We start from the raw sequence: 15,329 nt of genomic DNA, 5'->3' as shown, positions 1-15,329 counted from the left end.
TAATGAGCCAAAGGAGTGAAATTATGGATTTTAGTACATTAACAAGTCAAAGCCCCAAGATTATGGCTGTAATGGAGGCTATAAAGAATGATCCCAATTTTTTTAATGAGCTAAAAGAAGATCCGCAGCAAGCATTGAGCAAAATTGGAGTGGAACTCAATGAAGAAGAAATGGGTATGGTTCAGAAATTAAGTGAGCTCCGTGAACTTGAGGCTGAAGCGGAAGGTTTTTTTGCCAAGATTAAGGGATTATTTGGTTTTAAGAATGCTAATTAATCATTCAAGGAATGAGCCTATTTGCAGTACATTAATTTTGCATGGTTCCTGTTTATAAGCTGATGAAGTTCAACTGAATTTTATGCTTTTAATAAATATGGTCTATATTATTTAATGTCATTTACTGAAATGGAGTTTTCAAATGAAAAATGCTAATTTAGCTTCAAGATGGGTAAATCGATTTATAGCTGTTCTTTTTTTATTGAGCAGTCCATTTGTTGGGGCCTATGCGGCTTGTTGTTCAGGGCACGGGGGAGTTGCTTCTTGTAATGGTACTACTGGGGTTCAGATGTGTAAGGATGGTACCGCTTCTCCAACGTGTAAGTGTAAGAAAACAAAGAGTACAACTACTACAAAATCACATACCATTAAAAAAACAACTCCAGCAACCACCACAACGACAACCACTAAATCTAAAGGTTGGTGGGGCGGAAAATCAACCACGACTCAACCTGCTACAAGCACAACTAAAACGACTACCACAACTACTACAAGTTCTAAAGGTTGTTGTTCAAAACATGGTGGAGTAGCTCAATGTGATGCCGCTACTGGCCATTTAAAATGTAAGGACGGCACACAATCACCTTCTTGTGCTTGTCATTAAGCATTAAATAATCAGGGTATAAGTACTGAGTCTTACACACATCTCTGAACCTCCCACCTCCCGCGACTTGTTCGCGGGATCCAGGAGATAGCTTTAAGTAAGCAGGTGCAGTTGGGTTTCGCTGCACTCAGGCTACATTTCTTTTAGATGTTTAAATGCGATCTTCAGTGATATCGATCATCATTTGCAGGGACTTTTTAGCATGATCGATGACCCATTGCTGATCATTTCCAGGCAATCTGTTTCTACTTCCGGTAAATTCATTGACTACATCACCAGCTTTAACCTCATTATAAGACATGGTTTTTCCTTGTCTGAGTAAATCAACAAGTGCAACTAAATGAGGGGGATCATTGCGAGACATCGTAGCACAGCCACAACCGATTCCTTTTTCATTTTCTTTTTTAGGGGCCTCTGCCAAATTGACTACCTCTATATTTAAGCTTTTGCAGTGTTGTTTTAGATTTTCTACCATGTGATTTTCGGTACCAATGGCATAACGTTTGGTTTTGGCCCGATCATGGACTACATAATCCCAGATGAACGCTGTGGAACCTGAATGTTGTGCTACTTTAATTACGGAGTTTCGGCATTCTGGATGAACGATGGTGGTGTACCCTTGATTATGCCAGTAATCGCACATTTCAGGTTGATAATGGGTATGTACTGCACATTGGCTTGCGAATAATATTAATTGGGCCTCATCAAATTGTTTTAGCGTTTTGGAATCTTGAGTCGCAAGTGAGTATTGCGCGCCAGCAGTCCCACCTGGCCAATAGGCAAGATTTTTTATCCCTAACCAATAAGCGACGTTCTCACCCATATGTTGATCGGGAATGAAGAGAATTTTTTTATTTTGTTTTAGAGCCCATTGAAATATTTTTTTTACATTGGAACTTGTGCAAACTGCTCCACCTTGGGCACCTGTTAACGCTTTGACTCGACCCGATGTATTCATATAGCAAACCGGTAAAATATTTTCGGAACCATACCGTTCATTCAAGTCAAGGAACGCAGGTTCAACCATGAAATCTTTGGCAAGCATTTCCATGGTGCAACCGGACTTAGGATTGGTTATATAAACCTGTTGGTTTTTATTCGCCAAAATACTAATTGATTCAGCCATGAAATGCACGGCAGATTCAATAATGACGGATTTTTCAGGATGTTCCGCTGCCATCAAGGCTAATTGATAAGAGTCACCAATAAGTCCGCCAAATTGTTCAACCAAGCGGACAATATCACCACCCATGTAATAATGAGCTAGGAGTAGTAATCGCTCACCAAAATGATCTTGAGCTTTTTTAAGATAAGGAGTCATCCAAGCGAGGACCGTTGTGAGTTTTCTATCTGGAAGAGCTTGGTATTCCTGGGCATAGGGAATAAACTCCTCTTGATACCAGTCAATAGGGTAGTCACTCTGACAAATGCTCATATCATTTCTGACGTGCATTAATGTGGCTTCAGGTTTGTAAAGAGTGGAGTTTTTAAACATCTATTTTGCCTCAAATCATTTAATGTATTGCTCAAGTATATTGTAGCTCGAATGCAGCGAAACATAACCTGGGCTTGGGATTCTTGTCCTTATTTATTCAGGTGAAGTATCCATCAGCCCTGGCTTAGCAATGCTTTCTTGTGCCTCGGCTTTTTTATTCGGATAATCTTCACGAAAGTGCCCACCACGTGATTCTCGCCTTGCCAGGGCAGCTCTTACAATTAATTCAGCATTGAGAATAATATTTCTTAGCTCAATAAAGTCTCGAGTGATGGAATGCTTCCAATAATACTCTTCAATTATTTTTTTACGTTTCATTATTAATTGTAGTAGATCTTCAAGCCCAGCCTCAGTACGTACTATGCCTGCATAAGAGGTCATTTCTCCTCTTAAACCACGCCACTGTGCATTGATTTGGCTGGCGCGTCTGGCATTGACCTCACTGGGAGCACTCCAATTAGGAATATGTTCAGAATATTTCCAAGGAGCAGAAATATCTTTTAAAGTACATCGAGCTGCATTGGAGCCCATGACTAATGCTTCGAGCAATGAATTGCTTGCGAGACGATTCGCGCCATGTAAACCAGTAAAAGCAACTTCACCTATAGCATAAAGTCGTTTTAAATCAGTTCGTCCATCAATGTCGGTAAGGACGCCTCCACATTGATAATGTGCTGCAGGCACCACAGGAATCATATCCTGACTCATATCAATGCCAATGGATAATAGTGTTGCGTAAATTTGTGGAAAACGTTTTTTCAAGAACTCTTTGGATTGATGAGTAATGTCAAGATAAACAAATCCCATTTGACTGCGTTCAATTTCACTAAAAATAGCACGCGCAACGACGTCACGCGTTGCCAGTTCCATTTGCTCTGGAGCATAGTGCTTCATGAACCGTTCGCCTGTTTCAGCGTTTTTAAGTAAAGCTCCTTCACCACGTACGGCTTCTGAAATGAGGAAATTATTTAAAGAATGGTGATGCAATAGAGTAGGGTGGAATTGGTAAAATTCCATATTACCAACACGCGCTCCAGCACGATAAGCCATAGCCACACCATCTCCGGTTGCAACCATGGGATTGGTCGTATACCGGTACGTTTTACCTGCACCGCCGGTTGCTAGAACCACACAGTTCGCTAGAAAGGTATGAATTCGATTTGCAGCACAATCCAGAATATAAGCGCCTAAAATCTCTCCTTGAATGTCAGTGCGATGTGGATGGTAATACGTAATTAGATTCACAGCGACATGATGCTCAAAAAAATGAATCTGGGGCATTTGTTTTGCCAGCTGATTCATTGTTTGTGTAATTGATAAACCGGTCTGATCGCCGCAATTAAAAATACGTCGGTGTGAATGCCCGCCTTCTTTTGCAAGATGAAAATTTCCTTTGTTATCTTGCTTAAAGTGAACATTATACTGACCCAGTTGCTTTATCATGTCGGGGCCTTGTCGAATTATGAATTCAACAGCGGGTAAATAACACAACCCGTCGCCAGCATCCAAAGTATCCGAAATATGTGATTCTAAGGAGTCTTCTGCTGAAAAAACAGCAGCAATTCCACCTTGAGCATAACGACTGTTGCACTCAATCGATTCGGCCTTGCTGATTAAAGCAATTTTTAATCGGGGTTGCAGGCTGATAAGCTGTAAGCAATATTGCAGTCCTGCCAAGCCTGTACCCATAACAAGAACATCAAATTCAAAGGTTTGCCCTTGTTGTGAGAGTGTGTTACTCATAAAAAGGCCTTCACTAACTGGGTTGCTAGACCCGTATAGTTCTCTGGTGTAAGTTTGATTAATTGTTCTTTAGCTTCTTCAGGTATTGATAACTCTTTAATGAATTGCTTGAGACTTTGCTCATCAATTCCATGGCCACGGGTTAACGATTTTAGTTGTTCATAGGCATTTGGAACATTATAGCGACGCATCATTGTTTGTACTGCCTCAGCTAACACTTCCCAGTTTGCTTTTAAATCTTCTTGTAAAGCACGTTTATTAATTTGTAATTTGTCGTTACCTTTGGCTAGAGATAGGTAGGCAATCAGGCTATAAGAAAATGCCATACCAATATTACGCAGTACGGTAGAGTCCGATAAATCCCGTTGCAGTCGGGATTGAGTAAGCTTATTTGCAAAATGAATAAATAGGGCATTGGCCATCCCCAAATTTCCTTCTGCATTTTCAAAATCAATAGGATTAACTTTATGAGGCATTGTAGATGACCCCACTTCTTCAGCTACTGTTTTTTGTTTAAAGTAGCCAAGAGAAATATAACTCCAAATGTCTTGTGTATAATCGAGCAATATATTGTTAATACGCACCATAATTTGTGATACTTCTGCCAAACCGTCATGTGGCTCAATTTGGGTCGTATAGGCATTAAAAGATAAACCCAGAGATGTAACAAAGTTGGCACAATGTTTTCGCCAATCTACTTCAGGATAAGCAATAGTATGGGCGTTATAATTCCCCACAGCACCATTGAATTTGCCGGGAATCAAGACTTCACATAATTGTTGTTGTGGTCTTTTGAGACGGGCGACAAAATTGACTAACTCTTTCCCCATGGTTGTAGGGGTTGCTGGTTGACCATGTGTTCTGGATAACATAGGCACATCAGCATGTTGCTTACCAAGCAGAGTGATCCCCCCCATAATTTCAGCAAGCGTAGGTTGTATGACCTGGGCAATGGCCTGCTTTACCATTAACGCATAAGCTAAATTGTTGATGTCTTCTGAAGTGCAAGCGAAATGAATAAAAGCCGTAATGGCTTTCAAAGGAGCATGATGCTGGAATTTATCTTTTAGGTAATATTCTATTGCTTTAACATCATGATTTGTCTGTCGCTCAAATTCTTTAATTTTAAGCGCCTCATTTTCATCAAAATTAGCAATAAGATTATTGAGAAAATCTTGGGCTTTTTGATCTAATGGGGGAACCTCAGTAATCGCTTTATTAGCTGCTAAAGATTCAAGCCAGCGAATTTCTACAGTCAGGCGATAATAAATTAATGCGAATTCACTAAAATAAGGACTTAAAGCCCGTGTTTTATTAATGTAACGCCCGTCGATTGGAGAGATCGCATTTAAAGCAGTAAGAGTCATAAGTAGCTAGCCCTAATGATAAAGCACATATAATATTAGATGCGCGAGCAGATGTGAATTAAAGTGAGGAATTTTATCAGAAAATTGATATTTTTTTAATATGTTTGTGTATAATGGTTTCATTTTTAAAAATGAATCGCGGCATTTCATGAAAACAATCATTGAATCTTACCAAGCAGGTCTATTTCAGAAGAAGTATTGGCTACAAAATATTATTTCCGGAATTATCGTAGGAGTTGTCGCTTTACCTTTAGCAATGGCATTTGCTATTGCATCAGGTGTGCGGCCAGAGCAGGGTATTTATACCGCGATTATTGCTGGTTTGATTGTTTCCATTATGGGAGGAAGCCGTTTACAAATTGCTGGTCCTACTGGAGCTTTTATTGTAGTGCTTTCAGGTATCACCGCAAAATACGGAGTTTCTGGTTTACAAATTTCAACGATCCTCGCCGGCTTCATGTTGTTATTTTTTGGCCTTGCTCGTCTAGGGGGCATTATCAAGTTTATACCTGCCCCAGTGATTATTGGTTTTACTGCGGGAATTGGCGTAGTGATTTGGGTAGGGCAATGGCATTACTTTTTGGGTCTTCCCTCAGGAGGAAGCGGTCATTTTCATGAAAAGTTATGGTATTTATTACAGTCTTTTCCTCAGCTCAATATAATGACAACTGTTTTAGGCTTTTTTTCTCTCTTCTTAGTTATTTTTTCAAATAGAATTTCTGGGCTAAAGCGTGTTCCAGGTCCACTTGTGGCTCTATTAATCGTGACAGGATTACAATCGGTTTTTCATTTTTCTGGGGTTGCGACAATAGGCTCCTTATTTGGTGGAATACCTCAAGGGCTCCCTGAATTTCAATTACCCAACCTGACAATCGATCGAATAATTGAGTTGATTGGACCTGCGTTTACTATCGCGATGCTGGGTGCTATAGAGTCGCTTTTATCAGCAGTTGTAGCTGATGGTATGGCTGGGACAAAACATAATTCCAATCGTGAGTTGGTGGGGCAGGGAATAGCAAATATTTTTGCACCTTTGTTTGGAGGATTCGCAGCTACCGGAGCGATAGCGCGAACAGCGACTAATATTCGGAATGGAGGTAATAGCCCTTTAGCAGGTATTATCCATGCGCTCACATTAGTATTAATTATTCTTTTCCTGGCACCTTTGGCAGTGAATATACCGCTGACCGTATTGGCTGCAGTTTTATTTGTTGTTGCTTGGAATATGAGTGAAGTAAAACATTTTATTAAATTAATAAAGTGTGCACCCAGAGCTGATGTGGTGATTTTGTTGGTTACCTTTTCCCTTACGGTATTTGTGGATTTGGTAGTCGCAGTAAATATAGGTGTAATCATTGCCATATTACACTTCATACGGGGCATGGCTACCAGTGTTGAAGTGCAGCAGATGACTCAGGAAGAGTTAGCACCCGAATTGGCACGACACAATATTGAAACCTTACCCGATGGAGTATTGGTTTATGCTGTAGAAGGTCCGTTCTTCTTTGGGGCAGCAGAAGCATTCCAACATGCTTTAGCTGTTACTCATACCGACCCTAAAACATTAATCATTAGAATGCGCTGGGTTCCATTTATGGATGGTACTGGTTTACAAACCCTAGAAGAAATTATTGAAGATTTACAAGAGCGTAATGTCAGAGTTATTTTAAGTGGCGCTAATCCACGTGTAGAAGAAAAGCTACGCAAAGGCGGTATTATTAAACTTCTAGGTGCTGCGAATTTCCATCAAGAATTTTCTCAAGCTTTAATTGCATGTAATGCGTAATCTTTTTCGAACATCAATACTCATGCTCAGGATTAGGTAAAAACTCATTTATTCTGGGCTATGAGTGCTAATGTTTCTGACAAATAAAGTTTCTAATTCCCATAGCCGCACATTTTAAGTAAAATGATTATCATTTGATGGACTTGGGGTAGTTATGACGGTCAAAACACATATTATTGATTTAGCACATCTTGGCATGCATGACCTGGAACAGGTCGGTGGAAAAAATGCTTCTCTTGGAGAGATGATCAGTCATTTATCCTCAGCAGGTGTAGCAGTTCCAGGTGGATTTGCCACTACAGCGGATTCATTCAGAGAGTTTTTGTCTCAAAATGATTTAGATAAAAAAATCTATGCAAAATTGGCCACTCTGAATCCAGATAATGTACAACAATTAGCTGTTGTTGGAAAAGAAGTCAGGGAACTGATTGTTAATACGCCATTTACTCCTGAGTTTGAACGTGCTGTTCGGGACGCATACCAACAGCTGTCGCAATCTATAGGCCATGACAATTTCAGCGTGGCAGTTCGTTCATCAGCTACAGCAGAAGATTTACCTGATGCATCTTTTGCGGGGCAACAAGAAACTTTTTTAAACGTCAAAGGAATTGATGAAGTTTTACTTTCAATAAAACATGTTTTTGCATCACTATTTAATGATAGGGCGATTACTTACCGCACGCATCATCAGTTTGCTCATCATGAAGTCGCTCTGTCCGCAGGTATTCAACAAATGATTCGTAGCGATATGGCTGTAAGTGGTGTGATGTTTACTATGGATACTGAGTCAGGTTTCGATCAAGTAGTGTTTATTACATCCTCTTATGGTTTAGGGGAGATGGTTGTTCAAGGAGCAGTCAATCCTGATGAATATTATGTACATAAACCCGGTATCCAAGCCGGAAGACCTGCAGTTATTCGAAGAAATCTTGGCAGTAAAGCCTTGAAAATGGTCTACAATGATGACCCCAGCAAGCAAGAGCGCGTTAAAATCGTAGATGTTGATGCAAAAGAACGATTACTGTTTTCTTTAACGCAAAGCGAAGTAGAAAGCTTAGCTCATCAAGCCATGATTATTGAAAAGCATTATGGTAGACCAATGGATATAGAGTGGGCAAAAGATGGTTTAAATGGTCAACTATATATTTTGCAAGCTCGTCCCGAAACCGTCAAAAGTCGCGACAATAAACAGATATTGGAGCGTTATACTTTACAGCAAAAAGGTAAGGTGTTGACTGAAGGGCGAAGTATTGGACAACGCATAGGCCAAGGTAAGGCAAGGATTATTAAAGATGTAAGTGAAATGGACCGTGTGCAACCTGGTGATGTGTTGATTTCTGATATGACGGATCCTGATTGGGAACCTGTAATGAAACGTGCTGCCGCTATTGTGACTAACCGAGGTGGTAGAACATGTCATGCGGCTATTATTGCTCGTGAATTGGGCATTCCTGCCGTAGTTGGTTGTGGCGATGCCACGAAAACCATTCGTGATGGTGATGAGGTAACCGTCAGCTGTGCTGAGGGAGATAACGGCTATGTTTATGAAGGATTATTGCCCTACGAACAAGCACGCCTTGATGTAGACACCATGCCTGAATTGCCAATGAAAGTTATGTTAAATGTAGGTAATCCTGAAAGAGCGTTTACATTCCAATCCATACCCAACTCAGGAGTAGGGTTGGCACGCTTGGAATTTTTAATTTCCAATACCATTGGTATTCATCCGCGTGCATTGCTTGATTTTGATCAGCTGAAAGATAAGGAATTAAAGCAATTTATTACTGAAAAAACAGCAGCCTATGATTCTCCAGTTGAGTATTATATTGAGCGCTTAAAGGAAGGAATTGCAACAATTGCTGCAGCGTTTTATCCTAAGCCTGTCATTGTAAGATTGTCAGATTTTAAATCGAATGAATATGCAAATCTTGTTGGTGGAAATTTATATGAGCCACACGAAGAAAATCCTATGCTGGGTTTTAGAGGTGCATCACGATATGTTTCTGAATCATTTGCAGACTGCTTTGCTTTGGAGTGTAAAGCCGTACGACGTGTTCGTGAAGAAATGGGTTTAACTAACGTAGAAGTTATGATCCCATTTGTACGAACAGTGGCTGAGGCGGAGAATGTAATTCAAGTTTTGAAGCAACATGGGCTTGAGAGGGGTAAGCATGGGTTACGGGTAATTATGATGTGTGAATTACCTTCCAATGCATTGTTGGCTAAAGAATTCCTAGAGCATTTTGATGGGTTTTCCATAGGTTCTAATGACTTAACTCAGTTGACATTAGGTTTGGACCGAGATTCGGGATTAATTGCCGCCCAATTTGATGAACGTAACGATGCAGTGAAGGCTCTTTTACATATGGCAATTGCAGCGTGTAAAAAGGCCAACAAATATATAGGTATCTGTGGCCAAGGTCCTTCGGATCATCAGGATTTTGCCCAATGGTTAATGAAAGAAGGAATAGAAAGCGTTTCACTTAACCCAGATTCTGTTTTAGAAACCTGTTTATTTTTGGCAAAACAATAGAAAGTTGGATGTGACTGTTCAATTAGCCTGTGCACAAAATAAAGTCCTATTAGCAGCTTAAGAATTGTGTAAAAGCTGCAGAATAGGGCTGCTATTGATAAGTTATCTTAAATCGTTGAAGAGGCTTTCTACTCCCTTACAGACTCCAATAGATCATTTTAGCGAGGTATAAAACATTAATGCAGGTTTTAAAATGGTGGTTTCTAATTGCAGGAATAGTTCCTGTTATGGCTTTTGCTTCTCCTGAGGCTGGTCATGCTGATCCAGTTGCATTTGTATTACTTGGCGTTACTACGATTTTTTTCTTTGCAATTATTGGGCGTTATACAGCAAGACGTCTGAATCAGCCAAGTGTGCTGGGTGAATTGTTAATTGGAATTCTTATTGGAAATATATTTTATTATTATGGATTTCCCTTGGCAATTTTGTTACGAGAAGGCTCCTCCATTTTTGATGCGGTAAAGGAAATACTTCAAGGAGTGCCATTGAATCAAGCAGTTAGCTCGGTTATTCCAAATGCTAATTACGCGCAACAGGTTGTTGGTGCTTTAAGTGGCCCTCATGGTTCTGATTTTCTTAAAATTGTTTATATTGTTGATACCTTTTCAAGATATGGGGTTATTTTCCTCTTATTTATGGTGGGTTTGGAAAGCTCGATAGAGGAAATGAAACATACAGGCCGCGATTCACTTATTGTTGCTTTGATTGGTGTGATTGCCCCCATGTTATTAGGGTTTGGTACTGTTTATTTATTGATGCCTAATGCTTCCTATCAATCTGATTTATTTATTGCAGCGACCCTGAGTGCAACGAGTATAGGAATTACAGCACGTGTTCTTTCCGAAATGAAAAAATTACGCACTAAAGAAGCAAGAACCATATTGGGTGCGGCAATGTTGGATGATGTATTGGGACTAATTATATTGGCCGTAGTCAGCTCTTTAGTGATTGGTGGGATAGTTGATTTTATGATTGTGTTGCGCATTATTGTAAGCGCGATACTTTTTTTTGCTGGAACCTTATTTTTAGGTCCCATTGTCCTGCGTAAGGCGATTCATTTTTTCCGTTTTCTTGAACCTTGGGAAGCAAAATTATTCATTACTTTTCTGTTTATCATGACTCTTTCTTGGTTAGCTTCGGTGCTTCAACTTGCAACAATTATTGGGGCATTTACTGCGGGAGTCATTCTTCATGATGACTATTTTGATGGCGTACCGTTAAGTCAACAAGAAAATCGCAGTATTTATCACTTATTATCGCCATTAGAGTCCATCTTAGCACCGATGTTTTTTATTGTAATTGGCATCCAAGTTAAATTAGAAAGTTTTTATCATTTGAATGTAATTATTTTGGCAACGGGTTTAATCATCGCAGCGGTGATTGGTAAATTAGTCAGTGGATATGGGGCTCGCTCTTCAAATGATCGGTTATTAATTGGTATCGGTATGCTTCCTCGCGGCGAAGTTGGTTTAGTTTTTGCATCTATTGGTCGAACTTTAGGTGTTATTTCCGATGATTTATTTTCTGCAATTGTTTTGATGGTAATGGTGACAACATTTATTGCACCTTTTTTATTAAAAATTCGATATGCGCAGAAAGACAGGAAAATAGTACATGAGTAAAATTTCTTTACAGATAGAAACCGAGGTGACACGTGCATTACATGAAGATGTAGGTGATGGAGATGTTACTGCAACTTTATTATCCGCCGATCTTCGGGCTGAGGCAGAAATTATCTCTCGAGAACCTATGGTGGTATGCGGTCAAAGGTGGGTTAATGAAGTATTTAATCAACTTGATGATCAAGTAAAACTAAAGTGGCTCGTCACGGAAGGAGAGTGGTTAGCGGCTCCAGCAACTTTATGTACGTTATATGGGCCAGCAAGAAGCATCTTAACCGGTGAGCGAACTGCCTTGAATTTTTTACAAACTCTTTCTGCTACGGCAACACAAACGTATCATTATACGCAAAAGCTTCGTGGTACACCGACTCGATTACTCGATACCCGGAAAACACTTCCTGGATTAAGAGCAGCACAAAAATATGCGGTGACTTGCGGAGGAGGTGTTAATCACCGTATGGGCCTTTATGATGCTATATTAATTAAAGAAAATCATATCAAAGCCTGTGGTTCGGTGGCGGAAGCTGTTGCGTTGGCAAGAAAAAATAATAAAAATGTATTGGTTGAGGTTGAAGTCGAAACTCTGGATGAGTTACGTGAAGCAATTTGTGCTCACCCTGATAGAATTATGTTGGATAATTTTAATCAAAACATGCTTGAAGAGGCGATTAGAATAAATCAGCCAAAATGTTGTGATTTAGAAGTGTCTGGAGGAGTTACCCTGGAAAATATTGCTACAATAGGTCAATTAGGTGTGGATTTCATTTCTGTTGGTGCGATTACCAAATCAATTCAGGCTATAGACTTAAGCTTACTTATTAGGAAGATTTTATGATGCCAATGATAGTTTTTACCGGAGGAGGTACAGCAGGACATGTGGCGCCTAACCTGGCATTAATACACGAGTTCAGCCATAAAAGTTGGGAAATTGCTTATATTGGTTCTGCTCATGGTATTGAAAAGCAGATGATAGAACCACTTAAAATTCCATTTTATGGTATAAGCAGCGGTAAACTACGCCGGTATTTAAGTTTAAAAAACTTATTGGATCCCTTTAAGATCGTAGTGGGTATTGTGCAATCTTTTTTCTTGCTTAATAAATTAAAACCTGATGTGGTTTTTTCAAAGGGCGGTTTTGTTGCATTTCCAGTTGTGCTAGGGGCTTGGTTAAATCGGATTCCTGTTGTGGCCCATGAGTCCGACATGAGTCCTGGACTCGCTAATCGGCTGTGCTTTCCTTTCGTTAATAAAATTTGTTTAACGTTTGAAGCAGGAAAAAAGCATTTTAAAAATCAAGATAAAATAGAAGTTACAGGAACGCCAATTCGTAAGCAGTTGTTTGCCGGTAATGGCGACCGTGGACGTGAGTTATGTGGATTTAATGCAGAAAAACCATGTCTTTTAGCTATAGGGGGCAGCTTGGGGGCGGGTTCTATTAATCGAAGTATTCGTGAGGCGTTACCTCAATTAACAAAAGAATATCAAGTTATTCATATCTGTGGAAAAGGGAAACTAGAGACTTCCTTACTCAATCGTCGGGACTACAAGCAGTTTGAGTATGCTAATGAAGAATTAGCTGATTTATTTGCCGCGGCATCGGTTATTGTTTCACGAGCAGGTGCTAACTCTCTTTATGAAATTTTAGCTTTAGGAAAGCCTCATATCTTAATTCCTTTACCAGCTGAGGTTAGTCGAGGAGATCAAATTCAAAATGCTCGCTATTTTCAAAAAATAGGTATTAGCCTTGTAATTGAAGATCGATCTTTGAATACAGATACTTTACTGCAAACTTTACATGAACTGGAGAATAATAAAAGGGATATTAATAATAAAATCAATGCACTAAATATTAAGTCCGCTACAGACCAAATCGTAGCTATTATTGAGGAGCAAGTTCATGTTCAATCCGCAAGCGCTGTATGAATTCGTTTGTCACCAATGGGAAGCGGAAATTATCCCTAGTTTATGTGATTACATAAAAATTCCTAATAAATCCCCTCATTTTGATCCTAAATGGCAGGAACATGGACTCATGGATAAGGCGGTATCCCATATTGCTGATTGGTGCAAGGCACATGCTCCTAAAGGCATGATGCTTGAAATTATGAGGCTTGAAGGACGGACTCCATTAATTTTTATCGAAGTTCCTGGTGAAATTGATGAAACTGTTTTGTTGTATGGCCATCTTGATAAACAGCCTGAAATGTCTGGATGGAGTGAAGATTTACACCCGTGGCAACCGGTGTTAAAAGATGGACGTTTATATGGTCGTGGAGCTGCAGATGATGGCTATTCTGCCTATGCGTCATTAACTGCAATTTGTGCTTTACAGAATCAAGGGTTGCCTATTCCTCGCTGTGTTTTGATTATCGAAGCGTGTGAAGAGAGCGGTAGTTATGATCTGCCTTATTATATTGAACAATTACATGACCGAATTGGCAATCCTAAGCTAGTTATCTGCCTTGACTCTGGTGCTGGGAATTACGAGCAATTGTGGATGACTACTTCGTTACGAGGAAATTTGGTCGGTGAACTATCCGTCGAGCTCATTCATGAAGGCGTCCATTCGGGTGCTGCAAGTGGTATTGTTGCAGATAGTTTTCGAGTCGCACGACAATTAATTAGTCGTATTGAAGATGAGGCTTCAGGAGAGGTCAAACTATCTGATTTGTATTGTGAAATTCCAGAAGAGCGAGTAAAACAAGCAGAACAGTGTGCCCAAGTTTTAGGCGATTCTGTTTATGCAGAATTTCCATTACATGAAGGAGTGGAGCCGATAACAAAGGATAGGAAACAATTGATTCTAAATCGGACATGGCGACCTGCGTTAACTGTTACCGGGGCTGATGGATTTCCTACTATAGAGAATGCAGGGAATGTTTTACGACCACAAACTGCACTAAAATTGTCCATGCGTTTACCACCTTTAGTAGACCCTAAAATTGCAGCAACAGTGATGCATGATGCCTTAACTAAAGAACCTCCTTATCATGCTAAAGTGAGTTTTAATGTAGGAGATGGCTCGCAGGGATGGAATGCCCCTCAACTTGCTTCATGGTTGGAAAAAGCGGCTGATGCCGCATCAATGGCTTTTTATGGAAAGCCAGCTGCTTATCTGGGAGAAGGGGGAACTATTCCTTTTATGGGAATGTTAGGTAAGAAATTCCCTGAGGCACAATTTATGATTACCGGGGTTTTGGGACCTCATTCCAATGCTCATGGCCCTAATGAATTCTTGCACTTAGATATGGTGAGAAAATTAACTGCATCCGTTGCTTACGTGCTTCATCACGTAAATTAATTTAGTTCGAGTTGCCCTCATACTGACCCTCTCCCATGATGGGAGAGGGGATGCTTGCGTGCGGTCGAGTTAAAAAATGCTGACAATTTTCCCTTCTCCCATTGGGGAGAAGGTGCCCGCCAAACATCCCCGCCCCATCAATCTAGATTTTTCGTTACTCATTGAACTTAAAGCAAAAAAATTAAAAAACCTCTCGACAGGACGCTCAAATCTTGGGATACTTTTGCCGGCTCTGGAACGAGCCATATAGTCCAACAATTAGGAGAAAATTATGAAAGCAAAATTTATTGCTACTGTTTTGTCATTATCAGTAATTACTTTTTCTGCTCATGCAGTTATTCCCAAAGATATCTCAGGCAAAAAAAAGCCTCCTGTAGTAATTCATAAAATTGATCTCAACTCGGCTGATTTATCAACGCTTACGGGCTCAGTTAAAGGTATTGGGAAAAAGCGAGCTGAAGCCATCATTGCCTATCGTAAAAGTCATCATGGTTTTAAATCTTTAGAAGAGCTTGCTGAGGTGAAGGGTTTAGGCCAACATTTTATGACGGCGAATCGAGATAAATTAAATCAGGTATTTGTTATTAATAAAATAGAATAAAA

The 15,329-nt window shown here is 39.9% G+C and carries 12 protein-coding genes; 9 read left to right on the top strand and 3 right to left on the bottom strand.

What is annotated here, in order from left to right; translation table 11 throughout:
- Positions 1-23: 23 nt before the first annotated feature.
- Together ACWTEW_RS27285 and ACWTEW_RS27280 are read left to right on the top strand one after the other, a co-directional pair.
- Entirely contained in the window at positions 24-275 is a 252-nt protein-coding gene (locus ACWTEW_RS27285; RefSeq protein WP_454781227.1) for a hypothetical protein, read from the top strand.
- A 142-nt stretch (positions 276-417) separates the two neighbouring features.
- Positions 418-879, top strand: coding sequence for a hypothetical protein (locus tag ACWTEW_RS27280; protein WP_454781226.1), 462 nt, complete (start codon positions 418-420; stop codon positions 877-879).
- A gap of 151 nt (positions 880-1,030) precedes the next feature.
- Here ACWTEW_RS27280 and nadA read toward each other — a convergent pair whose 3' ends face one another.
- The 3 genes from nadA to purB form a co-directional block, all read right to left on the bottom strand.
- A complete protein-coding gene (nadA, locus tag ACWTEW_RS27275) occupies positions 1,031-2,374 on the bottom strand; it encodes a quinolinate synthase NadA (protein ID WP_454781225.1) in 1,344 nt (447 codons plus the stop codon).
- A 93-nt stretch (positions 2,375-2,467) separates the two neighbouring features.
- Positions 2,468-4,117, bottom strand: coding sequence for an L-aspartate oxidase (nadB, locus tag ACWTEW_RS27270; protein ID WP_454781224.1), 1,650 nt, complete (start codon positions 4,115-4,117; stop codon positions 2,468-2,470).
- Positions 4,114-5,484 carry an adenylosuccinate lyase gene (gene purB, locus ACWTEW_RS27265; protein WP_454781223.1) on the bottom strand — a complete coding sequence of 457 codons (1,371 nt, stop codon included), beginning with the start codon at positions 5,482-5,484 and terminating at the stop codon, positions 4,114-4,116. The genes nadB and purB overlap by 4 nt, the downstream gene beginning before the upstream one ends.
- 148 nt (positions 5,485-5,632) lie before the next feature.
- On the opposite strand from purB, the gene ACWTEW_RS27260 reads away from it, so the two are divergent.
- From ACWTEW_RS27260 to ACWTEW_RS27230, 7 genes are all read left to right on the top strand, one after another.
- Entirely contained in the window at positions 5,633-7,270 is a 1,638-nt protein-coding gene (locus ACWTEW_RS27260; protein WP_454781222.1) for a SulP family inorganic anion transporter, read from the top strand.
- A gap of 154 nt (positions 7,271-7,424) precedes the next feature.
- Positions 7,425-9,803, top strand: coding sequence for a phosphoenolpyruvate synthase (gene ppsA, locus ACWTEW_RS27255; RefSeq protein WP_454781221.1), 2,379 nt, complete (start codon positions 7,425-7,427; stop codon positions 9,801-9,803).
- Positions 9,804-9,982: 179 nt separating this feature from the next.
- The gene (locus tag ACWTEW_RS27250; protein ID WP_454781220.1) at positions 9,983-11,425 is read left to right on the top strand and encodes a cation:proton antiporter; all 1,443 of its coding nucleotides are present in this window, start codon (positions 9,983-9,985) and stop codon (positions 11,423-11,425) included.
- The gene (gene nadC / locus ACWTEW_RS27245; RefSeq protein ID WP_454781219.1) at positions 11,418-12,260 is read left to right on the top strand and encodes a carboxylating nicotinate-nucleotide diphosphorylase; all 843 of its coding nucleotides are present in this window, start codon (positions 11,418-11,420) and stop codon (positions 12,258-12,260) included. The genes ACWTEW_RS27250 and nadC overlap by 8 nt, the downstream gene beginning before the upstream one ends.
- The gene (locus ACWTEW_RS27240; protein WP_454781218.1) at positions 12,257-13,348 is read left to right on the top strand and encodes an undecaprenyldiphospho-muramoylpentapeptide beta-N-acetylglucosaminyltransferase; all 1,092 of its coding nucleotides are present in this window, start codon (positions 12,257-12,259) and stop codon (positions 13,346-13,348) included. Before nadC ends, ACWTEW_RS27240 begins: the two co-directional genes overlap by 4 nt.
- A complete protein-coding gene (locus ACWTEW_RS27235) occupies positions 13,323-14,726 on the top strand; it encodes a M20 family metallopeptidase (protein ID WP_454781217.1) in 1,404 nt (467 codons plus the stop codon). The genes ACWTEW_RS27240 and ACWTEW_RS27235 overlap by 26 nt, the downstream gene beginning before the upstream one ends.
- Positions 14,727-14,997: 271 nt before the next feature.
- A complete protein-coding gene (locus ACWTEW_RS27230) occupies positions 14,998-15,327 on the top strand; it encodes a ComEA family DNA-binding protein (RefSeq protein ID WP_454781216.1) in 330 nt (109 codons plus the stop codon).
- Positions 15,328-15,329: the final 2 nt, after the last annotated feature.

The sequence above is a fragment of the Legionella stuttgartensis genome (assembly GCF_977063405.2).
The sequence above is the reverse complement of the archived record's forward strand: the minus strand, read 5'-3'. Positions and strand labels throughout refer to the sequence as shown.